Genomic DNA, 23,287 nt, shown 5'->3' with positions numbered 1-23,287 from the left:
GTTCCTCCTTACATAGCAGATGGGAAAAACCCTCGATTGATTACTTCTTGTTCGACTTGTGTGATGGTCTGGCCGAATTTATCAATCAGTTCATCCATTTCCTGCTGTGTGATGGAAAGCGGCGGTGCGATCATAACCGCTGCGCCTCCGACTCCATTCTCTCCAGCGCTTGCTGGATACACAAGCAGTCCATTTTGTTTTGCCGTTTCAACGACGAGATTGGTTATCTGAGCATGTGCAGGAAATGGCGTTTTGGATAAACGATCTGCGACAAACTCAATGCCAATAAGCAATCCCTTCCCTCTCACATCTCCTATGATGGAATGGGCTACTTGCAGATCTTTTAAAGCATTCATCATGTATCGCCCGGAAAGTTCAGCCCGTTCGGGAAGCTGATGCTTTTTCATATATCGAATGACCGCTAATGAAACAGCTGCTGAAAGCGGATTGGCACTATATGTGTGCCCTGCCATGACAGAGCCGGAGCCGCTGATAATCGGTGCCATCACACGATCCGTTGAGACAACTGCTGCGATTGGAGAATAACCTGCGCTCATGCCCTTTCCGAGAACCATGATATCTGGTACCGTGCCCCAGTGTTCCATCGCAAACATTTTTCCAGTTCGTCCAAAGCCCGTCATGACTTCATCTGCGATCAATAAAATGTCGTTTTCTTCACAGACTCGCTTCATTGCTTCGAAATAACCGTCTGGCGGCAGGAGCGCCGCTCCCGCTGCGCCAACAATCGGTTCAGCAATCAATGCGGCGATCCTCTCTTTTCCTATACGCTGGATGACGGTCTTAAATTCCTGGACATACCACTCGACCTGCTTGCTGTCTTCCTTTGGCAGCCATGACCGGTAGCTATAGGGCGGTGACAGCACTGGGTGCTTTTCAAGCAGTGGTTCAAAGCGCTCTCTCCTTGCAATATGACCTGACATTGACAGCGCCCCTAATGTAATGCCGTGGTAACTCATCCATCTTGAGATGATATGATTTTTTTCCGTCTTCCCCTGCTCCTGCCAATGCTGAATCGCCATTTTCATAGCAGTCTCCGTTGCCTCTGAACCGCTCCCTACAAAAAAAGACCAGTTCAGATCACCTGGGCAAAGTGTACTCAATTCATACGCTAGTTCTTCCGCTGGTTCATTCGTAAATTGTGATCTGTACGTAAAGCTCACCTTTTTCGCTTGCTCCGTCATCGCATCAATAATCTCTTGTATGCCATGTCCAATACTTGCCGTGACTGCCCCTGATGAGCCATCTATATATTTTTTTCCGTCCCGATCATATAAATAAATCCCCTCTCCTCTCACAGCCACAGGATATTGCTGATTTAACATCGGTTTGATTAAGTAATCCCGGGTCTCCACTTTGTCATTCCTCCCTCTCTTGTCAGCAGCTGCACTTTTCTTTTTACATGAATCGCAAGAAAATTTTGTATACTTGGTATAAGATTAGCTTAATCAAGAGGGCAGTCATCCTCCATTCGCCATATGCCCGAATTTCACATGTGTTTTTTATACATGGTGTATAAGAGTGTTCAAAAGGAGGTCATGAGTCTATGGCGATTCTCGTCAAAGATGCACTCTCGCTCGATATGATGAAAGAAACCAAACTGCTTGCTGGAGAAAATGGACTGGATCGTCTTATCCAGTGGGTGACCATTGTGGAAATTATTGAGGACACGTCTAGACTTTCCGAAGGAGAATTACTTGTTACAACTGGGTTTGGACTGACAGAAAATAAAGAAAGACGCATCCGGCTTGAAAAATTGATTCAATCTCATCGTCTTTCAGCCATTGCCATCTATAAAGGCGTGTACTTAACGGAAATTCCCGCATCACTCATTGAAGCCGCCGAAAATAGCGATATTCCGCTCATCGAGATTCCGCCCCATGTCAATTTTTCAGACATCACAAAAGCCGTTCTAGAACAAATCGTCAGCAGTCAGCTCCATCAGCTCAAATATTCTTCTGCGATTCATCAAAGACTGACCCATTTAAATGTGAGCAATAAAAATGTCACACAAATTACAGATGAACTGGCACATCTCACCGCGGCAAATATCGTCGTACTGGATGTGTTTTTGCACCAAACAGCAGCTCATCTCGAAACAGACGAAGTGACCTATTCTCCTGCTTTTGGCTTTCTAACAGATGACGAACCGATTGAAACCTCTTCTCTGCTCAAGCAGGCAGAGGAAAAAGGCCGGCTCGTCTATGACACATATGGTGCGTTTGTTCTAGCGGCATGCCCTGTGATTGCAATGGGGGATATTTTCGGGTTCATTGTGGCGTTAAAGAAAAAAGAGACGTGGCACCATCTCGATGCCATCGCCATTGAGCATGCCGGTGCGGTGTATGCGATTGAATGGTTGAAACAAAAAGCCATTCAAGATACAGAAAACCAAATGCAGGGGCATTTATTGGATGATATGCTGCAACAGCAATACACAGAAGAAAGTTATGTCATCGAACAAGCAAGAAAGCTGCAATATGATATGAGCGAAGAACAAGTCGTCATCTACTTTCAATTTCAGCATCAGCACACACAGCTCGATCATCAAATGGTGCAGCGCCTATCCCAATTGCTCACATCCATTTTTGAGCGCAGACAAATTCCTTTTTTATTAAAGGCAAGGCTTGATTCCATTTTCGTTCTGACACCCGCAGGAAAAAACACGTATCAAGAAACAAATTGGTATCGCGCATCAGAAGAATGCCGCAGTACTTGGTCTTATTTTTTCCCCGTCCATCCCATTGTGATTGGCATTGGAAGAGCCTACGACCAGATCAGTCTCTTTGCTAAAAGTGCAAAAGAAGCCCAGTATGCAGCAAGGCTTCTTCCTCTTTTGAAAACAGATGACAGCATCATTCATTATCAGAAGCTCGGCCTATATGGGATGCTGCTTGAAATGAACGAAGCCGGAATGAATTTGCATGACTTTTATGTGGAGCTGTTAAGCCCGTTGCTTTATACAAAAAAACAAGGAGCTGACCTGATTCATACACTCGAAGTGTATTTGGCACACAATGAAAATATTCAAAAGTCAGCGGGGGAATTGTTTATTCACCGGCATACGTTAAGCTACCGGTTGAAACAAATTGAAACGAGAACAGGCTGCAGCCTCAAATCCACTGATGATCGGATGAAGCTGCAGCTGAGTATCATGGCGTACCGCCTATCTGGTCTGCTTGATCAGATGAGAACCATTTCATGATTCATTTGGCGTTTTGACCCATAGATTCATATCTTCAATTTTGTCAAAAATATAGCAGTTGTTTTGAAAGCGTCCGGTGTATGTATACCCGAGCTGATAAAATACTTGATTCATTCCATAGGACAGTGCACGGGCAAGAGAGTAAAAGACATAAATGTGCATGGATTGAAGCTCTTGTTCGAGGGCTAGAATCAAATGATGCATGAATCCTAGTTTTCTGTATGTCGGAAGGGTTGCACAATCTGTTAATTCTGCATGACCATACGGTACATTGATTTCAGCAGAAGCGGCACTTACAAGTTGACCGTCATGTTCAACAGCATAAAAAACCGTCCCTTCCTCCATTACCTTTCGGATGTAATCTGGCTCGTTCATTGGCGTGGGGTACGTTTCAAAGACCGTATCATAGAGCGCTGCCAGCTTGTGCACATCCTCTGGACCGGCTTTCCTCATCACATACTCATCCTGCCACACGCCTTGGTCTTTTTTCATCGGCTTTTCTTGAATAGACGCAACCATTTCATCTTCCTTCAGCCAAAATGGGCTGTTCATTCGATCTTCGGTCAGAAAGAGCGACATGCCGTACGCATCACTTCCGAGAAAATAATGAGAAAACACGCCTTCAAGCCGAAAGCCTTTTGCTAAAAAAAGAGGCATATGCTCGCGCCTTACTTTTACAATAACCTTAGACGCCTTGCAGTCCGCCGCTTCCTGAAGCACGGACTGAATCACATCCTGCACCCTGCCGCTATAGTCATCCAAACGAATTCGCTCGTTAAATGGATCCATACAGATCAAAGCAGAAAAACGCTCGTTTGCAAGTTTCTTCAATTGCACCATACACTCATTCCCCTCTTAGCTAATGAAAAACTTCCAAATTAAAAATGAAGAAATAGCAATGCCAGAAAAAATGGATAGGATCATATAACTAATGGCTACGCCTTTTTTCAATTCATTCTGCTTAATGGCAGTCAACATGATGTTATTTATGGCTATGAGAAATAAAATAAGTATGACTAATACACCAATGATATATGTTTTAATAACCATGTTTTAACCACCATTCATTGAATTTATGTTTGATTCGATATGTTCATTAAATGTTTTTAAAGAATACGATGGATGATTTTTAAAATCGTCCATTTTTTTAATTTTCCCACCATGGATTATATAAATATGTTCCGCAAGTTGCATAACAAATGCCATATCATGAGATGTGATAAGGAACGTTTTACCCTCTTTTTTGAATTCTAAAATTTTAGATGTTAAATATTGAATGCTCATGACATCTAGTCCAATTGTAGGCTCATCCATATAGATAATCTCTGGGTTAATAATATCTAAGAAGCATAGATTTAATTTTGTACGCATTCCTCGAGAAAAATTCTTTACTAATTTATCATCTATCTCAGTTAATCCATATTTTTGTAAAATTCCATTGAAATCATTTCGAGAAAATTTAATATTATATATATAACTGATGTATTCCAAATTTTCCAAGGCTGTTAAATACTCAATTAACAAAGGTTGATCTGAAATATAACCAATTTTCTTTTTGAATTCATTAGATAAAGGATAGCTTAAGTTGTTACCTTGATATAAAATATCACCTTCCTGCTTTTGAATTAACCCTAAAAGGATCTGTAATAATGTGGTCTTACCCGCTCCATTTGAACCCAATATAAATGTGATGTCATTCTCTTTTAACTCCATAGAGATATGATCTAAAACAACTTTATTTCCATCAAATATCTTAGTTAGATTTCTAACACTTAATAAACTCAAAATAAATCACCGAACCTTATCATGCATTGAATTGAAATTAGAATGATAAAGAAAATAGCAGGAGAATATAGAATATTATATTTCTTTTTGAAAAGTGTTAGAATCAACGAAGTTTGTATTAAAATAAAGTATAGCCAATATAATGAGGACCATGAATTTTGATAGAAATCTAAAGAAGTATTAGAACTTATCATAATGATAGATTGTACTAAGAGATCAACTACTTGAATATACAGACCAAAATAAAGTATATCGACAATTCCTGAGTAAGTAAGTTCAGCCTTCTTACCTTTAAAAATATTTACAATCTTGTTGAAAATATAATATAAAATACCAATCGCATATAAGTTTATTAAACTTGTAATAAGTTGCATAGGTAATTGAAAATAAACACTAGTGAGTATTAACTCAATTTTTTTTAACCCTTCAGATTCTAATGAATTCATATCCGATCCTGCAGCTTTGAGAATATCATCAACTATGGAATTTATACCCGTATCAACATGTTGATAAATTAGTGAATACGTCAAAATACTACTAAACAGAAACAAAAGTATATATTTTTTTTGATTAAGTACGTTTGATGAGTACATATAATCCTCCCTTTAAAATGTCTTACTCTCTATTAGGGCTGCCAATGCATTTAAAATAAACACCAATATCATAACCGCTACTGAATACTTCAGATATTTTCTTATTCTTATTTTTTTTCTTGAATGCGCACTAAATATCACCAATATTAAAGGTACAAAACCTAGTGAAGAACTCAAAATTAATGAAGGTACTTCTAATAATCCATGCCAGAAAACAAGTTCCATTGTTTGTTGAAGGCCTTCACTCGAAATTTTATATGAAAATGTTGTCCCAATATAGTAACCATTTATAAAAAGATATATAAAACTTAACAAACCAAAGGTTATAGCTCCTAAAAAAAATAGAACAGACACTACAGAGTTATTTATAAAAATATCCCAAAAACTTAGTTCTAAATGATTCTCAACAAAACTATCTTTCATATTAAGTCCTGTAAAAAAAGAAATCCCTAGTGTAATAATAGAGAGCATGATGCTAAATAGCATTACCTTATCTATTTTCTTTATATACTGAATAAGAATATTCCCCATACAAAACCTCACGTTTCTTTCTTAAGATTAAAGAAAAACTGATTATGACTATTAATGTTTGTACAATTAAAATAACCGTACTAAGCAAAATTCTAAACCATCCATTAAAAAGCAGTTCAAAAAAAATAATAATAATTAAATTGGAGTATAAAATCATAGTATTGAATGCCATTTTTTTATAAGGAGCATATCTGTGCGGAATTGCCAATTTATTCACAAATGAAGTTTTAGCACTATTAAAATAAACACTTATTATTGAAAAACTAATTGTATTTAGTATTAGGCATACTAGGGCTAAAAGAAAAAACGCTAGTGTGAATTTAAATACAATACTAAATAAAATTAAAATTGGAAGCATACTAACCAAAATAATAATGTTGTTCAATATGATTTTATTTATTAACAAATTAGTTAAATCAAACCCGGAAAGAATATAATTTTCTACGTATCTTTTTTCATTTCCTAAATAATTTTTTGATAACTCCTCAACTGCTCTCAAACACTCACCAATCAATAGCAACAATACTAAATTATTAGGGATTATTATTTCAACTTTCATTATAAAGTTAAGTATTAATAACAGTATACTTGCCATAAAATAAACAAAAGAGTTAATTAGAACCTTCTCTAATATACCTTGCGATGCAAGATATTTAATTTCTTTATTTAAAATCGGCGACTTGAAAAATATTCTATTAAATAACAACCCTTTTTTATTTTCCATATTATTCACTAAATTTAATCGAGAATATAGTAACACTTTTAATAAAACAACTATCAACAATATCATAAAGCTGAGCATTATAAAAATAGAATTAAATATATCTATCGAGAAAAAATATCCAAGACTATCAAAATAGGTAAAAGGGTCTATTTTATTTTCATTATACAAATAACCTATTATTTTTTCTAATTCACTAATAGCTATTGAAACAATATAAAAGAATAAGACTAACATCAATGATTTAAAAAAGATTGTAACCACTGGTTTTGCTAACTTCATTTTTAAAAATTTCACTACTGAAACTATATTATTTGTTATCAAATAAATAAGAAGTGCCGTAATGATGAAAAATATAGCGTTATATAATGATGAGTAACCAGCTAACCAAAAAGCTATTCCTATTGGTATGAATATAATTAAACTTTCCATCAGTACAATATAATCATACTTTATTGCCTTGATATAAAAGAATTTTTCTCTGTTTAATGGGAAAACCTCGGGATATTCAATTCTTTTATTTTTTATGTATTCGTAAAGGAAATTCTTATGAATACTTATTGATAAAAAAATAGAAAAAACACAAATAATTTTTTGTACATTTAATAACTTAATTTCAAATAAACTGAGTATGTAGAATAAAAGTATAGTCAACATAAAAAAAAGAAGATACATAAAGGCCTCTTTAGAACTGATCTTATATATATCTTTATATTGTCTTGTAATCGCTCTAATTTCCAATATGATTATTTTAAACATTTTACCTCCTATTAAAATAAATCCGATATCGTAATATCGGATTTATCACTCTTACCAAGCTACAGTTGCTGCTTTGCCAGCCTTTAATTTTTTCATAATAAAAGTACCACCAACAGCAAAGATACTGACAATTAAGAGTGCACCAACTCCTGTTCCAGCTGCTAAAAGTGCAACTCTTCCAACTGTAAGCGCTCCACTTTTATGAGCTGTATTTAAAGCTACAAAAATGGCACCAGCAGTAGCTGATGAAATACCGAAAGTTCCAGTTAGCATAATTAATAATTTCATAGTATTCACCTACCTATTTATTGGACTTGAAACCATATTAACACATTATATACATATTTCAACATATTTTCTGTTATTATCATATCATTCTATGAATCAAAAGATCCGTTAACTACCTATCATCTGTACTAGCTGAAATTCAGTGCTTAGTTTTCCCCGCAGCCTTCAGCGCACGGGCGCCAATGTCACGGCGATAAAATAAACCTGGCTGAATGATTTCTTCAACCGCTTCATACACTCTTGATCTTGCTGCTTCAAATGTGTCGTCAAATGCGGTCACATTTGCTACACGGCCGCCATTTGTGACGAATTGATCGTTTTCCTTTTTTGTTCCTGCGTGGAAGGTGACGACATCAGAGACCGTTGTTTGCAAAGCACCGATTGGCGTGCCTTTTGCGTAGTCTTCCGGGTATCCTTCTGAAGCAAGAACCACACTGACAGCGGCTGTGTCTTTCCACTGCAAGTCCACATCTTTTCCATCTAGAATGTCTAGGAAGACTTGGACTAGATCTGATTCAAGACGAGGGAGCACTACTTGCGTTTCAGGGTCGCCAAAGCGTGCATTGAACTCAATGACTTTTGAGCCTTCTGGTGTTAGCATTAAGCCCGCATATAAAATGCCTGTAAACGAACGCTCTTCCTGCACCATCGCGCGAGCTGCTGGTTTGACGACGTCTTCCACCGCTTTTTGTACCACTTCATCAGAAATTTGTGGAACCGGTGAATAAGCGCCCATCCCGCCGGTGTTTGGTCCTTTGTCATCTTCAAATGCCCGTTTATGATCCTGTGCGATCACCATCGGATACACCTTTTCTCCATTGACAAAGGCCATCAGAGAAAACTCTTCACCTGTTAAAAATTCTTCAATGACAACCGATGCACTCGCATCACCAAACTTTTCATCCTCTAAAAAGTCATGCAGGCAGTTGATCGCCTCTTCAAGCGTCATTGCAACGGTCACGCCTTTTCCTGCGGCAAGCCCATCTGCTTTAATGACAATTGGGGCACCCTTTTCTTCCACATATGCCTTCGCTTCTTCAAACGATGTAAAGGTGGCGTAAGCGGCTGTCGGGATCTCATAATTTTTCATTAAGTCTTTTGCAAATTCTTTTGAGCCTTCAATGACTGCGGCTTTTGCATTCGGTCCAAATACCTTGAGTCCTGCTTCTTCAAATGCATCGACGACACCTGCAATTAAAGGAACCTCTGGACCGACAATTGTTAAGCCGATGTTATTGTCTTTTGCAAAACGAATTAACGCTTCATGATCGCCCTCGTCGATTGGGACAAGCTTCGCAGCATCTGTCATTCCATCATTGCCGGGTGCGACAAATACTTGGCTGACAAGTTCGCTTTGATTCACTTTCCATGCGATGGTATGCTCTCTTCCACCTCTGCCGATAATTAATACGTTCACACTGTCATCCCCTTAATGTTTGAAATGTCTAACGCCAGTGAAGACCATGGCGATGCCGTATTCATCTGCTTTTTGGATTGATTCTTCATCACGAATGGAACCACCTGGCTGGATGATCGCTGTGACGCCTGCCTTTGCAGCAGCTTCCACTGTATCGCCCATTGGGAAAAATGCATCAGAACCTAGTGCACTGCCTTTTGCCTTTTCACCTGCTTGCTCAATCGCAATGTTAGCCGAGCCAACACGGTTCATTTGACCAGCACCAATACCTGCTGTCATTTGATCCTTCGCTAGAACGATGGCATTTGATTTCACATGCTTGACGACTTTCCAAGCGAGCTTTAAGTCTTTCCATTCGTCTTCAGTCGGCTCTCTTTTCGTTGGGATAGAGATCGTTGCTTCCTCTAAGCCGTATGTGTCGATATCCTGAACGAGCAATCCACCATGAACACTTGTGAGCTGCTTTTCTTTTTTCCCAAGATCTGCTTCTACATCTAATGTTAGTAGACGAAGGTTCTTTTTCGCTGTTAACACATCAAGTGCTTCTTGGCTGAACGATGGTGCGATGACGATTTCTAAGAAAATCGTATGGAGCACCTCAGCCGTTTGCTTGTCTACTTCACGATTAAGCGCCACAATGCCTCCGAAAATAGACGTTTCATCTGCTTTAAATGCACGATCAAATGCTTCTGCAATCGTTTCTCCTGTCCCAACACCACATGGGTTCATATGCTTTACAGCCACAGCCGCTGGATCCGTAAATTCACGTACAATTTGAAGAGCTGCATCTGCATCTTTGATATTGTTGTAGGAAAGTTCTTTTCCATGTAATTGCGTTGCAGTAGCTAAAGAGCCTTTGCTTGGAAGCGCATTTTCATAGAACGTCGCCGCTTGGTGCGGGTTTTCTCCATAACGAAGAGATTGTTTTTTCTCAAATGTGACTGTGAACTGTTCTGGCTCTGTTTCGCCAACAAAGTTCGTTAAATAATCCGCAATCAGGGCATCGTAAGCAGCTGTATGACGGAATACTTTTGCTGCAAGCTCACGTTTTTTCTCTAGTGAGACGCCGCCTTCTTTGATTTGTTGAACGACAGAATCATAATCACGCGGGTCCACAATCACAGTGACGTCCTGATGGTTTTTAGAAGCAGCACGAAGCATACCCGGTCCGCCAATATCAATGTTTTCAATCGCTTCTTCATACGTGACATCGTCTTTGGAAATGGTCTCTTTGAATGGATATAGATTCACAACGACAAGATCAATTGGCTGAATGCCGTGCTTTTCAATCTGTGCCATATGCTCATCGTTTTCTCTCACTGCTAACAGTCCACCGTGAATGTTCGGATGAAGCGTTTTGAGTCGTCCGTCCATGATTTCTGGGAAGCCAGTCACTTCAGAAATACCAATGACATCAATGCCGTTCTCTTGAAGAAGTTTGTGTGTACCACCAGTTGAAATCACTTCAACGCCAAGTTCTGTTAGTTCTTTCACAAAAGGTACAAGATTTGTTTTATCGGAAACACTGATTAATGCGCGTTTGATCGTCATGCCTTTGTCACCTCATTAAGATAATTCTAAAAGTGATTTGATCACTTTTGGATATAGTGTATGTTCTAATTCATGCATTCTTTTTTCAATGGATTCAAGGTCTTCCCCTTGTTCAATATGAATGGCTGCTTGATCAATAATCGGGCCGGTATCCATGCCTTCGTCGACATAATGAACCGTGATGCCAGCCACTTTGACTCCTGCTTGATAGGCTTGTCCAATCGCATCGAGTCCAGGAAATGCTGGCAGTAAAGAAGGGTGGATATTCACGATTTTCCCTCTAAATGCATCAAGCAATGTCGGACCGATCAGTCGCATATACCCAGCGAGGAAAATCCATTCCACTTCATGCAGCTTCAGCTGTTCAATGATGGTTTGCTCAAAAGCGGCTTTACTCGGGAAAGCCTTCGGCGTAAAAGAAAAGGATGGAATGCCCTCTTTCTCTGCCCGCTCCAGCACCTTCGCACCCGGTTTATCACAGATCACAATGGCGGCTTTTGCCGGCCACTGTTCTTCTTTTAAAGTATCAATAATGGCTTGAAAATTTGTCCCGCTTCCAGAGGCGAAGATCGCAAACTTTTTCATGAGAGGCTTCCACCACCGAAAGTGACGCCTTCTCCTTTTTGAACTCGTCCGATAAGAAAGGCTTTCTCTCCGTCTTGTTCAAGTCCGCTGATCACATCGACGAGATCATCCTCTTTGACGGCTAGGACAAAGCCGATGCCCATATTAAATACATTGAACATCTCTTCTGCTTTCAATTGCCCTTTTTCTTGAATAAAGGAGAAAATAGGCGGGACCGGCCATGAGCCGTTATCAATCTCCACACCAAGTCCTTCAGGCAGCATACGTGGTAAGTTCTCAATAAAGCCACCGCCTGTCACATGTGCCATACCGTCAACCTTGCCAGCTTTCACTTGTTTAAGAACAGGCTTGACATAAATCTTCGTCGGTTCAAGCAGCTCTTCTCCAAGCGGTCTTGTAAAAGGTTCATACGTTTGGTGAAGGTCTAGACCTGCGTCTTCCAGCAATACTTTTCGTACAAGAGAATAGCCATTGCTATGAATTCCGCTAGAGCTGAGTCCAATCAGCAAATGACCTTCCTTGATGTTCTCTCCTGTGACGATTTCATCCTTTTCAACGACACCTACAGAAAATCCAGCAATATCATATTCTTCTTCTGTGTAAAGACCCGGCATTTCTGCTGTCTCTCCGCCGACAAGCGCTGAACCAGACTGCTCGCATCCGTCAGCTACACCTTTGACGATGGATTCAATTTTCAAAGGATCTGCTTTTCCAACTGCTAAGTAATCTAAGAAAAAGAGCGGCTCTGCCCCTTGTGCAAGTACATCGTTCACACACATAGCAACAGCATCTACACCGATCGTATCGTGTTGATCCATTAAAAATGCCAGCTTTAATTTCGTACCAACACCATCTGTTCCTGAGACAAGAACGGGCTTTTTGTATGGCAGTTCAGATAAATCAAACATACCGCCAAATCCACCTAGAGCCCCCATGACACCTGCTCTTTTTGTACGTTCTACGTGTGTTTTCATTCGTTTAACGGCTTCGTATCCTGCTTCGATGTCGACACCGGCGCTTTTATATGCTTCTGACATCCCATTCACTCCTTTTATCTGCTTGTCTTTCATGTATTTTCGGCAGAATGAAAGAGCAGCATATCAAATCACGTTGACTGCTGCTCCATTATTCGATTATTTCGTCAGGACTGTTTCCTTCACATGAGGAAGGACAGTATCTTCATAAATTTCGGTCGGGTATTTTCCAGTAAAGCATGCTAAACACTGACCACGCTGCGGATCATCATACTTTCTGCCAATCCCGTCCATTAAACCGTCTACAGATAAAAATGCAATGGTGTCTGCACCGATTTCCTGTCTAATTTCTTCCACTGAATGAGATGATGCAATCAGCTCTTCGTGTGTAGACGTATCAATTCCATAAAAACACGGATGAGCGATTGGCGGTGAACTAATGCGTACATGCACTTCCGTCGCTCCCGCTTCTCTTAGCATCGTCACAATCCGGCGGCTTGTGGTTCCGCGTACGATGGAATCATCCACCATGACGACACGTTTGCCTTCGACCACCCCGCGCACAGCAGACAGCTTCATGCGCACGCCCTGCTCACGTAATGCTTGAGACGGCTGAATAAATGTCCGGCCGACATAACGATTTTTAATTAAACCTAGCTCATATGGAATACCTGTTGCTTCGGCATAGCCAATCGCTGCAGAAATACTGGAGTCTGGTACACCTGTCACGACATCTGCTTCGACATGTGCTTCTTCTGCAAGCTTCTTGCCAAGATTCTTTCTCGCACTATGCACGTTGATGCCATTGATATTGCTGTCCGGTCTTGAGAAATAAATGTATTCCATGCTGCACATGCTGCGGTTAATGTTCATTGAGAAGCGCTCAGATTTTAAGCCTTCATCATTAATGATCAGCATTTCGCCAGGCTCTACATCACGTAAATAGGTAGCACCAACGACATCAAAGGCACATGTTTCAGAAGCGACAACATAAGCATCCCCAAGCATACCAAGTGAAAGTGGGCGTAATCCGTTCGGATCAAGCGCTACGATCATTTCTGTTTCCGTCATGATTAAGAAAGCATAAGCCCCTTTTAGCATAGACAGAGCATTTTTGATTTGATCCTTCAAATCCATATATCCGCTGCGCTTAATTAAGTGAGCGAGCACTTCGGTATCAGAAGACGTTTGAAAAATACTTCCTTGGTTCTCTAGCTGCTGTTTTAATTGCGTTGCATTGACCAAGTTTCCATTATGAGCAAGGGCAAGACTGCCATTGTTTTGCGAGCGGAAGAAGAGGGGCTGCACATTCTCAAAGCCGCCTCCGCCTGCTGTCGCATACCGAACGTGTCCGATCGCACCTTTTCCCTTTAAATCCTTAAGCTCACCATTTTGGAACACTTCCGTAATCAGTCCAAGGCCTTTGTGTGACGTCAGGTTTTCACCGTCTGTTGCAATAATTCCCGCACCTTCTTGTCCTCGGTGCTGAAGGCTATGCAATCCGTAATATGTGATTTGCGGGGCTTCTTCGTGTCCCCAAACCCCAAAGACGCCACATTCTTCGTTTAAGCCTCTGATTTCAGCAAGCATGGGATCGCTCCTTTCCATGCGCGTTCAAGCTCGTTGACTGCCGCATGAACCCATTGTTGTCCTTCTTGATTTTTGACAGTGAATACACCATCATTTGTGACCGTTCCGACTTCTTTTGCATCTTGCACAGCCGCAGCAAACGCTTCGCGGTTTTCTGGTTTCACTGTGACGACAAAACGTGACTGTGATTCACTGAATAGTGATGCAGCGCTGTTTAGATCGAGCTGGATATCAGCGCCAAGACCATCTGTTCCAAATGTACTTTCAGCTAGAGCTACACCAAGACCGCCTTCAGACACATCATGTGCTGACTGAACAAGTCCGTTTTGAATCGCTGCTAACAGGGCTTCTTGACGCGCCAGTTCTACATCCAAATCAATTTCTGGTGCTTTTCCGTAGATACGGCCTTCTGTCATTTTTTGAAGCTCACTGCCTGCGAATTCTTCCTTCGTTTCACCAATGACGAAAATCACATCGCCTGCCTGTTGGAACGATTGAGTCGTAATATGAGCTGTATCTTCAATCAAACCAACCATGCCAATAACTGGCGTTGGGTAAATGGCCGTTCCATTTGACTCGTTATATAAAGAGACGTTACCGCCGATGACCGGTGTGCTTAATGTACGGCAAGCTTCGCTAATGCCGTCAGCAGACTTTTCAATCTGCCAGAAGATTTCTGGTTTCTCCGGGTTACCGAAGTTCAAGTTATCTGTTACTGCAAGCGGACGAGCGCCTGAGCAGACAATGTTACGTGCGGCTTCTGCGACGGCGATTTTCCCGCCGACCTCTGGATCAAGGTAGAGATAACGCGCGTTACAATCAGTTGTCATCGCAAGAGCTTTTTTCGTCCCACGGATTCTGAGCACGCCCGCATCAGAGCCAGGTGCAACGACAGTGTTTGTACGAACCATATAGTCGTATTGATCGTAAACCCATTCTTTACTCGCAATCGTTGGCTGTTTTAACAGCTGTTTCAACGTATCTGCTGCATCTGTGATCGCTGGAGCTTCCACTTTTGTTTCTAAAAACTCACGATAGTAAGCAGGCTCACTTGATGGCTTGTGATAAACCGGTGCTTCTTCTGCAAGTGCATCAACTGGAAGCTCACACACTACTTCTCCTTGATGGAGTAAACGAAGCATTTTATCATCTGTCACATGACCGACTGAGACTGCTTCAAGATCGTATTTTTCAAAAATATCAATGATTTCTTGCTCACGGCCTTTTTCAATGACCAACAGCATTCTCTCTTGGGATTCAGACAGCATCATTTCATACGCTGACATGCCTGTTTCACGCTGAGGGATCAGGTCTAGGTTCATTTCGATACCTGAACCGGCTTTACTTGCCATCTCTGCACTTGAGCTAGTTAAGCCAGCCGCTCCCATATCTTGAATGCCCACAAGCGCATCATTTTTGATGACTTCAAGGCATGCTTCAAGCAAAAGCTTTTCCATGAACGGATCGCCGACTTGAACCGCTGAACGTTTTTCTTCTGATTCATCAGAAAATTCTTCAGACGCAAATGTTGCACCGTGAATCCCGTCACGTCCCGTTTTAGCACCAACGTACATGACCGTATTGCCAACACCTTTTGCCTGCCCTTTCTTGATGTCTTCATGGTTGATTAACCCTACACACATCGCGTTAACGAGCGGATTGCCTTCATAACTTTGATCAAAATGAACTTCTCCGCCGACTGTTGGAATACCGATACAGTTTCCATAGCCTGCAATCCCTGCCACTACTTCTTCAAACAAGTACTTCACGCGCGGTGAAGTCAGTTCACCAAAACGAAGAGAGTTTAATACCGCAATTGGACGAGCCCCCATGGAGAATACATCACGGATGATTCCGCCGACACCTGTTGCCGCTCCTTGATACGGTTCAATTGCAGATGGATGGTTATGTGATTCGATTTTAAATACAACCGCTTGGTTGTCTCCAATATCAACGATTCCAGCGCCTTCCCCAGGACCTTGAAGAACATGCTCTCCTTTTGTCGGAAATTTGCTTAAAACAGGCTTTGAGTTTTTATAACTGCAATGCTCTGACCACATGACAGAAAAGATGCCCGTTTCTGTGTAGTTTGGCAGCCTGCCAATAATGGATTCGATTAAAGCGAATTCTTCATCACTCAATCCCATTTGCTGATACAATTTCTCTTCTTTAATTTGCTTGTGACTTGGTTCAAGCAGTAGTGACATGAGTGTCCCTCCAATTTTTCACGATAGATTGAAACAATTTAAGTCCGTCTGCGCTGCCTAGTAATGAGTCAACCGCGCGCTCAGGGTGCGGCATCATGCCGAGTACATTGCCCTGTTCATTCGTTACACCTGCAATTCGATTGACACTGCCGTTAATATCGTCACCGTAAGTGAAAGCGATTTGGCCTCGTTCAATCATCTTCGCTAACGTGTCTTCGTCACAGTAGAAGTTACCTTCACCGTGTGCTACAGGAATCGTAATCGATTCACCTTTTTGATAACCGCTTGTAAATTGCGTTTCGTTGTTCTCTACAATGAGTTCAACTGGACGACAGATAAATTTTAGATCTTTATTCCGTCTCATTGCACCTGGCAAAATGCCAAGCTCTTGAAGAATTTGGAACCCGTTACAAACACCAAGAACAGGTTTTCCTTCCGCAGCTGCTTTTTTCACAGCCGGCATGATGTTAGAAAAACGAGCAATCGCACCGCATCTTAAGTAATCCCCATAAGAGAAACCGCCTGGTACGAGTACACCGTCAAAACCATCAAGACTCGTTTCGTCGTGCCATACATATTCAACTTGTTCACCTAACTCATCTTGAATCGCATGGTACATATCGATATCACAGTTAGAGCCAGGCAAGACGATCACTGCAAACTTCACTGTGCGACAACCTCCTCCACCTCATAGCGGTAATCTTCAATCACCGTATTGGCAAGCAATTTTTCACACATTTCTTTGACCACTGTATCTAAGTCACGTTCTGATTTCTCAATGACTAGCTCCATATATTTCCCGATACGGACATCCTTTACTTCCTGATAAGACATGCTGTGCAAAGCGTGCTGCACGGCACTTCCTTGTGGATCAAGAACGCTCTCTTTTAAGCTGACAAAAATTTTCACTTTATACATGTTTATGGCCTCCAAGTCTTTTGAAAATTTCTTCGTATGCATTTGTTAAGCCGCCCAGGTTTCGTCTGAACACGTCTTTATCAAGCTTTTCGTTTGTGTCTTTGTCCCAAAGCCTGCACGTATCAGGTGAAATCTCATCAGCTAGCAAAATACGATTCTCGTGATCTATTCCGAATTCAAGCTTGAAATCAATTAAATTCACATGGCAATCTGAGAAGATTTGCTTCAATTCTTCATTCACTTGTCTTGTGATTTGTTTCATTTCCTCGACCTGCTCAGGTGTCGCTGCATGTAAAATGCGAATATGATCTTCTGTAATGAGCGGATCGCCGAGTGCATCATCTTTGTAGTAAAACTCGATCAAAGGTGTGTCCAGTTTCGTTCCCTCTGGAATTCCAAGACGTTTTGACATACTGCCTGCCACCACGTTTCGCACAACGACTTCAAGCGGTACAATGTCTACCTTTTGAATGAGCTGTTCTGTTTCAGATAGGCGTTTCACAAAGTGATTGTTGATCCCTTTCTCATGTAGCATTTGAAAAATCAAGCTAGAAATTTCGTTATTCAGTCTGCCTTTTCCTTCAATTTCCGCTTTTTTTTCACCGTTAAATGCTGTAGCTGAGTCTTTATATTCGACATATAAAATATGCTCGTCATCGGTCTGATAGATTCTTTTCGCTTTGCCTTCGTAGAGAAGTTCTTGTTTCACAGTCATTCAGATTGGCCTCCTAATTTGAATGTTGGCAATTTTCAGGATTAGGCGCCTGACTAGCAGGCGGCCCATTTCTTACGCAAGACCTAGACGTTCGAAAATCATATCGACATTTTTCAAGTGATAGTTGTAATCGAAGCAGTCAGCGATTTGTTCAGGTGTTAAGCGTGAAGTGATTTTCTCTTCTGCTTCCACTAATGAACGGAATGGTACTTGTTTCTCCCAAGCTTCCATCGCCTTTGGCTGAACCGTGTCATATGCTTCTTCACGTGCCATGCCTGTATCAATGAGTGCAAGAAGAACACGCTGAGAGTATATCAAGCCAAGTGTGCGGTCCATGTTGCGTTTCATGTTTTCAGGGAACACCGTTAAGTTTTTCACAATGTTAGAGAAACGGTTCAGCATATAGTTCAGTGCAATCGTTGCATCTGGTAAAATGATGCGTTCAGCAGATGAATGAGAAATATCACGCTCATGCCAAAGCGGTACATTTTCATAAGCAGTCAGCATATAACCACGGATGACACGGGCAATCCCCGTCATATTTTCAGAACCGATCGGGTTTCGTTTATGAGGCATCGCGGATGATCCTTTTTGTCCTTTTGCAAAGAACTCTTCTACTTCACGTGTTTCACTCTTTTGAAGACCACGAATTTCAACAGCAAATTTCTCAATGCTTGTTGCCACTAAAGCAAGGGTTGCCATGTAATCTGCATGACGGTCACGCTGCAAGGTTTGGGTTGAAATTGGTGCAGCTTTGATGCCAAGTTTCTCACATACATATTGCTCAACAAACGGGTCGATGTTCGCATATGTGCCAACAGCACCAGAGATTTTGCCGTATTCGATGCCGGCTTTTGCTTGTTTAAAACGTTCTAAGTTACGCTTCATTTCCTCGTACCAAAGAGCAAGCTTCAAGCCAAATGTTGTCGGTTCAGCGTGTACACCATGCGTACGGCCCATCATGACTGTATATTTGTGCTCTTTTGCTTTTTCTTTTAGTATGTCAACAAATCTCTCAATGTCCTTGAGCAGAATATCGTTCGCCTGTTTTAATAGATATGAAAGCGCCGTATCCACTACGTCTGTAGATGTTAACCCGTAATGAACCCACTTTCTTTCTTCTCCTAGAGATTCAGATACAGCACGCGTAAAGGCAACCACGTCGTGGCGCGTGTCTTGTTCAATCTCCAAAATACGTCCAATATCAAAGCTTGCATTCTTGCGCATTGTCACAACGTCTTCTTTTGGAATAACACCAAGTTCTGCCCAAGCTTCACAAGCGAGAATTTCTACTTCAAGCCATGCATTAAATTTGTTTTCCTCTGTCCAGATTGCTGACATTTCTGGTCGTGCGTAACGTTCGATCATTTCCCGTTTCCTCCATCTCTTTCAGTCCATATCTTTGTGATGTTTGCCATCCATTCATCATCAAGCTGTTTCATAAATGTCATATGCCCCATTTTGCGGCCGGCTTTCACTTCATGTTTGCCATATAGATAAAGCTTCGCTTCCTTTAAAAGCTCAGGATGTTCTTTTGGGATGTCCACTTCATCGCCCAGCAAATTCACCATCATACCCTCTGATAAAAGAGCTGTTCCGCCAAGCGGCAAACCGCATATGGCGCGAATGTGCTGTTCAAACTGACTCGTCTCACATAAATCCAATGTGTAATGTCCAGAGTTATGCGGGCGCGGTGCCAGTTCATTGACGAGCAGCTTCCCTTCATTTGTCAGGAACAGTTCAACAGCAAGCGTACCGACCAGCCCTAGCTTTTCAGCAAGCGTTGTTGCCAGCTCTTTTGCTTTCTCCTGAATGCTGCCATCTACCCGTGCAGGCACGATGCTTTGGAATAAAATATTGTGCTTATGAATGTTCTCAGCGACTGGGAATGTCGCAATTTCCCCATGAACAGACCGCGTCACAATCACGGACAGTTCCATTTGGAAAGGAACCCAGCTTTCTAAAATGCACGTTCCATGCGTAAGAAGTGCAGCCGCTTCATGAAGCTGATCCTTCTCTTTGATGACGTACTGTCCTTTACCGTCGTAACCGCCTCTGCATGTTTTCAGCACAGCTGGCAAACCAAGCGCATTTACTGCATCTTTCAGCTCCTTCTCATCATGAACGATGCGATAAGGGGCGACTTCACAGCCTGCATCTACAATCCCTTTTTTCTCCGTTTCACGGTTTTGGGTTAAAAGAAGGAGTTCGCTTCCTTGCGGTAAATACGCCTCTTCCTTCAGCTGATTGAGTGCATCATAATCAATATTTTCAAATTCATATGTGACCACATCGCTGATGTCCGCCAGCTGCCTGATCGCTTCAAGGTCACTGTATGCGGCTGTGATTTCTGTATCAGCAACCTGTCCACAAGGAGAAAGTGTGACAGGGTCAAGGACTGCTGCCCGGTAGCCCATTTGCTTTGCACTGACGGCCATGTATCTGCCAAGCTGTCCGCCGCCGATGATACCAATGGTTGCGTTTGGAAAAATGGTCTGCTTAGCCAAGCTGATCACTGCTTTCTAATACAGTTTGTTTTGTTTGCTCTCTTCTTTCTTCAAGGCGTGCTGCAACGGCTTCATCGAATGCTGAAATCATTTGTGCAGCTAGAAGCCCTGCATTTGTTGCACCGGCTTTGCCGATTGCCACTGTGGCAACAGGTACACCGCCTGGCATTTGAACGATGGATAATAAGGAATCCAGCCCGTTTAATGCTTTTGATTGTACGGGCACACCAATGACCGGCAGTGTCGTTTTTGCTGCGACCATCCCCGGTAAATGTGCTGCGCCTCCAGCACCGGCAATAATGACCTTGAGTCCTTTACCTCTTGCTTCAGTCGCATATTCAAACATCAAATCAGGTGTCCGATGTGCGGATACAACCTGTTTTTCATACGGAATGTTTAATTCCTCTAAGATATCGCACGCATGTTTCATTGTTTCCCAATCAGATGTACTTCCCATGATGACACCTACAAGCGGCTTCATTTTGTCCCCACCTTTAAGCTATTATTCGATTTTGTATCGTTTGACACGCTTCCCAAACCTAAGTAGCTTGTCAAACGCCGAACAAAAAGGCCCGGTTTGTATTGCATTGTTAGGAAGCAACACAAACCGGGCCATGGTAAGCGCTGTTCGCTTTTAAAACGCCATGTCAGTTTTGTTCACTATCCTGCATAGTCCAGTCATTTACGGTAACTGGGTAGAAACTTATGGGCCATATTCCCAAGATTATATGAGGCTCGTGTTTTGATTTCATGTTTATCTTAACAACGGATGTTCATGATGTCAACGGATTTATCGAACAATCTATGAAGTCGTCGTTTTAATGTTCGGATTTAGAGTATTTTTCCCTCAAATACGATTTTTTTCCCAATCGGAATGATCTGAATCGACCCATTTTCCTTCTTTTCCTGAAAGATGGGCTCCTCCATTCGTCGGACAGGTGAGTAGCCTTCCTCCGCCATCTGAGACAACACTTGTTCAATCGTCATGTTGTCTTCCACGTAGAATTTCTTTTTCTTTGGTTTTGCGGTCATTCTTTAATTCTCCTTTTCTTCACAGCCTTCACCCAGAAGCCGCCATGAATCGTTTTGGGCTCATACGAAATGATAAACGCCTTTGAATCAAGCGTTTTAATCGTTTCATATAATTGCAGTTCATATTTTCTCGGTGTTAAAATTTGCATCGCTGACCGGTCTCCTTCAAGACCTCCTACTACCCAGTTGGTGACGCCATATCCTTTTTCTCTCAATTGTTTTGGGAGATCTAGATCGATTTCTTTTGTAATCACGTTCACAGTAATGTAGCCAAGTGCCAGCTTCTCTTCAATTTTCATCCCGACAATGATTCCAATTCCATAACCTAGCGCATACGCAATGACATTTTGTACTTGATCTAAGTTATCTAATACGATACTCAAACCAATGACATAAATCAGCATCTCGACAGTACCAGCAAAAGCGGCTGCATACCTTCTGCCTTTCATTGTTAAAATTAAACGCATAGTGGAAAAAGAGACATAGACAATGTTAATCACTAAAATAATCAAAACCATGGTGAACGCATTGGATAAAAGTTGTTGAAGCACGATTCGAACCCCCTGCACTAAAAATCAAATAAAGCACCCCATATTCTACTAGAGAACAAACCTTGATACAATCAAATTTGCGCGAGAAAAACACATATATCTTTCGACAACAAGGGGTGGTCTTTGTTACCAAGAGTTTACCCGTTTTTTCCTCTTCTCAACATGAAAAACCTCCTTTTTCAAAAGGAGGCTTTAGATGGTTGATAAAGGGCTAAAATATACTTTATTTTAACCCTTTGTCTTCTTTTCAGCGTGATAGAAACTTTTGAATTCTAAGAAGGACGAGTACCAGCGTGAAGCGAATTTCACATTCGTGAGCACCGTCACGCAGGATTACAGTCGATTCCAAAGATTTGTCTACACGCTGAAACGTGTTTTTATCCAAACCGAACTGGAACAAGTGATGGGATCAAATACTCTCCGACAATGCCCCATAAAAGGGCAATGATGACGAGCTCAATCAACAAAAAGACCCAGCCGGCATACATCAAGTCTCCCCGTACAGCATCTTGCTCTGATTGAATGGAGCGGAAGAGCACAATGGCAATCAGCTGAAGACCAAAAAACATCATGACGGATAAAATCACCGTTACATATGGAATATTCAGCATGGCAAATACAAGCCAAAGGATAGATAAAACCAAAACCGGCACAAGCACGGCACCAAACTTCATGATCACTTCTTTCAGCGATATGTTCCCTTTCAGCATGTACTTACCGAGCACCCAAACCGTCAGCATCATCAGTGTCAACAAAATGAGTGTAAAGACCGCTACCTTCAAAAAGGCGTCACCAAAAGAATAATGAATACCAAAACCTAATAAACGGGTCTTTGACGCCTTTAATTGAACGTAGTTGCCTAAAGCAAAAAACACACTGAATAACACAATTGAAATCCAGGCGTACTTCATGCGTAAAGTGTCCGCTTGATGGATCGCACGGCTCGGTGATTTTAACATTGCGAGCCCATATGAGCCATAGCGCTTAAACGCACCTCCTACACTTCTTGCAATGCGCTGAATGGCTGAACGCTCTTCATCAGCTGGCTTAGCCGTTCTTCCACGTTTTGCAGCGCTGCGGCTGAGGCGGGACTGCCTCGTTTCTTGATCTATTGATGGCTCTTCATTTTCGTTTTTCGTTTCAGATGTGACCTGCTCTTGATCTTTCTCTAACATCCCATATCAACTCCTATCTCAGACAATCCGCACAGGCTCAGGTGACCTGTCCGGATGACTCCTATTAAAGTAGCGGAGTCTCTCTATTCAGTCAAGATTCCTTGACGTTCATACGAATAGACGGATAAAAGAATGAAGAGGTTTTAAATGGAGAGAAAATAAGAC

The 23,287-nt window shown here is 41.6% G+C and carries 23 protein-coding genes and 1 riboswitch; of the genes, 1 reads left to right on the top strand and 22 read right to left on the bottom strand.

Going from position 1 to position 23,287, the window contains the following annotated elements; genetic code table 11:
• Nucleotides 1-8: 8 nt before the first annotated feature.
• Nucleotides 9-1,373, bottom strand: coding sequence for an aspartate aminotransferase family protein (locus M2353_RS03290; RefSeq protein WP_284724940.1), 1,365 nt, complete (start codon nt 1,371-1,373; stop codon nt 9-11).
• A gap of 191 nt (nt 1,374-1,564) precedes the next feature.
• Here M2353_RS03290 and M2353_RS03285 point away from each other — a divergent pair, with 191 nt between their 5' ends.
• The gene (locus M2353_RS03285; RefSeq protein ID WP_045034425.1) at nt 1,565-3,223 is read left to right on the top strand and encodes a PucR family transcriptional regulator; all 1,659 of its coding nucleotides are present in this window, start codon (nt 1,565-1,567) and stop codon (nt 3,221-3,223) included.
• On the opposite strand, the gene ablB is transcribed toward M2353_RS03285, so the two are convergent.
• The 21 genes from ablB to M2353_RS03180 form a co-directional block, all read right to left on the bottom strand.
• Complete coding sequence (gene ablB, locus M2353_RS03280) at nt 3,218-4,063, bottom strand: putative beta-lysine N-acetyltransferase (protein WP_041506664.1); 846 nt, start codon at nt 4,061-4,063, stop codon at nt 3,218-3,220. The two genes, M2353_RS03285 and ablB, sit on opposite strands and share 6 nt — an antisense overlap.
• Before the next feature lie 15 nt (nt 4,064-4,078).
• Complete coding sequence (locus tag M2353_RS03275; RefSeq protein WP_148944438.1) at nt 4,079-4,273, bottom strand: hypothetical protein; 195 nt, start codon at nt 4,271-4,273, stop codon at nt 4,079-4,081.
• Nucleotides 4,274-4,276: 3 nt separating this feature from the next.
• Nucleotides 4,277-5,008 (bottom strand): ATP-binding cassette domain-containing protein, encoded by a 732-nt coding sequence (locus M2353_RS03270; RefSeq protein ID WP_148944437.1) that lies wholly within the window; start codon nt 5,006-5,008, stop codon nt 4,277-4,279.
• A 605-nt stretch (nt 5,009-5,613) separates the two neighbouring features.
• Nucleotides 5,614-6,132, bottom strand: coding sequence for a stage II sporulation protein M (locus tag M2353_RS03265; protein WP_148944436.1), 519 nt, complete (start codon nt 6,130-6,132; stop codon nt 5,614-5,616).
• Nucleotides 6,092-7,612, bottom strand: coding sequence for a hypothetical protein (locus M2353_RS03260; RefSeq protein ID WP_284724939.1), 1,521 nt, complete (start codon nt 7,610-7,612; stop codon nt 6,092-6,094). Before M2353_RS03260 ends, M2353_RS03265 begins: the two co-directional genes overlap by 41 nt.
• A 51-nt stretch (nt 7,613-7,663) precedes the next feature.
• Nucleotides 7,664-7,900: a hypothetical protein gene (locus tag M2353_RS03255; RefSeq protein WP_148944434.1), complete on the bottom strand. Its 237-nt coding sequence runs from the start codon at nt 7,898-7,900 to the stop codon at nt 7,664-7,666.
• Between the two features lie 139 nt (nt 7,901-8,039).
• A complete protein-coding gene (gene purD / locus M2353_RS03250) occupies nt 8,040-9,317 on the bottom strand; it encodes a phosphoribosylamine--glycine ligase (protein ID WP_282746691.1) in 1,278 nt (425 codons plus the stop codon).
• Between the two features lie 12 nt (nt 9,318-9,329).
• Nucleotides 9,330-10,868: a bifunctional phosphoribosylaminoimidazolecarboxamide formyltransferase/IMP cyclohydrolase gene (purH, locus tag M2353_RS03245; protein WP_284724938.1), complete on the bottom strand. Its 1,539-nt coding sequence runs from the start codon at nt 10,866-10,868 to the stop codon at nt 9,330-9,332.
• 15 nt (nt 10,869-10,883) lie between these two features.
• A complete protein-coding gene (gene purN / locus M2353_RS03240; protein ID WP_008344288.1) occupies nt 10,884-11,453 on the bottom strand; it encodes a phosphoribosylglycinamide formyltransferase in 570 nt (189 codons plus the stop codon).
• Nucleotides 11,450-12,490 carry a phosphoribosylformylglycinamidine cyclo-ligase gene (purM, locus tag M2353_RS03235; protein ID WP_284724937.1) on the bottom strand — a complete coding sequence of 347 codons (1,041 nt, stop codon included), beginning with the start codon at nt 12,488-12,490 and terminating at the stop codon, nt 11,450-11,452. The genes purN and purM overlap by 4 nt, the downstream gene beginning before the upstream one ends.
• Before the next feature lie 96 nt (nt 12,491-12,586).
• A complete protein-coding gene (gene purF / locus M2353_RS03230) occupies nt 12,587-14,017 on the bottom strand; it encodes an amidophosphoribosyltransferase (protein WP_017359819.1) in 1,431 nt (476 codons plus the stop codon).
• Entirely contained in the window at nt 13,993-16,224 is a 2,232-nt protein-coding gene (gene purL / locus M2353_RS03225) for a phosphoribosylformylglycinamidine synthase subunit PurL (protein ID WP_284724936.1), read from the bottom strand. The genes purF and purL overlap by 25 nt, the downstream gene beginning before the upstream one ends.
• A complete protein-coding gene (gene purQ, locus M2353_RS03220; protein ID WP_284724935.1) occupies nt 16,208-16,891 on the bottom strand; it encodes a phosphoribosylformylglycinamidine synthase subunit PurQ in 684 nt (227 codons plus the stop codon). The genes purL and purQ overlap by 17 nt, the downstream gene beginning before the upstream one ends.
• Entirely contained in the window at nt 16,888-17,142 is a 255-nt protein-coding gene (purS, locus tag M2353_RS03215) for a phosphoribosylformylglycinamidine synthase subunit PurS (protein WP_008344293.1), read from the bottom strand. Before purS ends, purQ begins: the two co-directional genes overlap by 4 nt.
• Nucleotides 17,135-17,857 carry a phosphoribosylaminoimidazolesuccinocarboxamide synthase gene (purC, locus tag M2353_RS03210; RefSeq protein ID WP_007496901.1) on the bottom strand — a complete coding sequence of 241 codons (723 nt, stop codon included), beginning with the start codon at nt 17,855-17,857 and terminating at the stop codon, nt 17,135-17,137. Before purC ends, purS begins: the two co-directional genes overlap by 8 nt.
• A gap of 72 nt (nt 17,858-17,929) precedes the next feature.
• The gene (purB, locus tag M2353_RS03205; RefSeq protein ID WP_008355754.1) at nt 17,930-19,225 is read right to left on the bottom strand and encodes an adenylosuccinate lyase; all 1,296 of its coding nucleotides are present in this window, start codon (nt 19,223-19,225) and stop codon (nt 17,930-17,932) included.
• A complete protein-coding gene (purK, locus tag M2353_RS03200) occupies nt 19,222-20,364 on the bottom strand; it encodes a 5-(carboxyamino)imidazole ribonucleotide synthase (protein ID WP_025206860.1) in 1,143 nt (380 codons plus the stop codon). The genes purB and purK overlap by 4 nt, the downstream gene beginning before the upstream one ends.
• Nucleotides 20,357-20,845 (bottom strand): 5-(carboxyamino)imidazole ribonucleotide mutase, encoded by a 489-nt coding sequence (gene purE, locus M2353_RS03195; protein ID WP_017359824.1) that lies wholly within the window; start codon nt 20,843-20,845, stop codon nt 20,357-20,359. The genes purK and purE overlap by 8 nt, the downstream gene beginning before the upstream one ends.
• A gap of 169 nt (nt 20,846-21,014) precedes the next feature.
• Nucleotides 21,015-21,116: riboswitch (purine riboswitch) on the bottom strand.
• A 79-nt stretch (nt 21,117-21,195) separates the two neighbouring features.
• Nucleotides 21,196-21,396 (bottom strand): NETI motif-containing protein, encoded by a 201-nt coding sequence (locus tag M2353_RS03190; RefSeq protein ID WP_017359825.1) that lies wholly within the window; start codon nt 21,394-21,396, stop codon nt 21,196-21,198.
• The gene (locus tag M2353_RS03185) at nt 21,393-21,947 is read right to left on the bottom strand and encodes a DUF2179 domain-containing protein (RefSeq protein WP_008344300.1); all 555 of its coding nucleotides are present in this window, start codon (nt 21,945-21,947) and stop codon (nt 21,393-21,395) included. The genes M2353_RS03190 and M2353_RS03185 overlap by 4 nt, the downstream gene beginning before the upstream one ends.
• Before the next feature lie 377 nt (nt 21,948-22,324).
• Nucleotides 22,325-23,122 carry a hypothetical protein gene (locus M2353_RS03180; RefSeq protein ID WP_113747736.1) on the bottom strand — a complete coding sequence of 266 codons (798 nt, stop codon included), beginning with the start codon at nt 23,120-23,122 and terminating at the stop codon, nt 22,325-22,327.
• Between the last annotated feature and the right edge of the window lie 165 nt (nt 23,123-23,287).

Origin of the sequence: Bacillus aerius (assembly GCF_029894105.1) — a bacterium.
GTDB lineage: Bacteria > Bacillota > Bacilli > Bacillales > Bacillaceae > Bacillus > Bacillus altitudinis.
Note: the sequence above shows the minus strand (reverse complement) of the source record. Positions and strands in the feature narration are given on the sequence as shown.

Bases quoted from the DNA above. Each gene is read 5' to 3' on its own strand.
- M2353_RS03285 (WP_045034425.1), top strand. From the start codon at position 1,565: ATGGCGATTCTCGTCAAAGATGCACTCTCGCTCGATATGATGAAAGAA.
- ablB (WP_041506664.1), bottom strand. From the start codon at position 4,063: ATGGTGCAATTGAAGAAACTTGCAAACGAGCGTTTTTCTGCTTTGATC.
- M2353_RS03275 (WP_148944438.1), bottom strand. From the start codon at position 4,273: ATGGTTATTAAAACATATATCATTGGTGTATTAGTCATACTTATTTTA.
- M2353_RS03265 (WP_148944436.1), bottom strand. From the start codon at position 6,132: ATGGGGAATATTCTTATTCAGTATATAAAGAAAATAGATAAGGTAATG.
- M2353_RS03260 (WP_284724939.1), bottom strand. From the start codon at position 7,612: ATGTTTAAAATAATCATATTGGAAATTAGAGCGATTACAAGACAATAT.
- M2353_RS03255 (WP_148944434.1), bottom strand. From the start codon at position 7,900: ATGAAATTATTAATTATGCTAACTGGAACTTTCGGTATTTCATCAGCT.
- purH (WP_284724938.1), bottom strand. From the start codon at position 10,868: ATGACGATCAAACGCGCATTAATCAGTGTTTCCGATAAAACAAATCTT.
- purN (WP_008344288.1), bottom strand. From the start codon at position 11,453: ATGAAAAAGTTTGCGATCTTCGCCTCTGGAAGCGGGACAAATTTTCAA.
- purM (WP_284724937.1), bottom strand. From the start codon at position 12,490: ATGTCAGAAGCATATAAAAGCGCCGGTGTCGACATCGAAGCAGGATAC.
- purF (WP_017359819.1), bottom strand. From the start codon at position 14,017: ATGCTTGCTGAAATCAGAGGCTTAAACGAAGAATGTGGCGTCTTTGGG.
- purL (WP_284724936.1), bottom strand. From the start codon at position 16,224: ATGTCACTACTGCTTGAACCAAGTCACAAGCAAATTAAAGAAGAGAAA.
- purS (WP_008344293.1), bottom strand. From the start codon at position 17,142: ATGTATAAAGTGAAAATTTTTGTCAGCTTAAAAGAGAGCGTTCTTGAT.
- purC (WP_007496901.1), bottom strand. From the start codon at position 17,857: ATGACTGTGAAACAAGAACTTCTCTACGAAGGCAAAGCGAAAAGAATC.
- purB (WP_008355754.1), bottom strand. From the start codon at position 19,225: ATGATCGAACGTTACGCACGACCAGAAATGTCAGCAATCTGGACAGAG.
- purE (WP_017359824.1), bottom strand. From the start codon at position 20,845: ATGAAGCCGCTTGTAGGTGTCATCATGGGAAGTACATCTGATTGGGAA.
- M2353_RS03190 (WP_017359825.1), bottom strand. From the start codon at position 21,396: ATGACCGCAAAACCAAAGAAAAAGAAATTCTACGTGGAAGACAACATG.
- M2353_RS03180 (WP_113747736.1), bottom strand. From the start codon at position 23,122: ATGTTAGAGAAAGATCAAGAGCAGGTCACATCTGAAACGAAAAACGAA.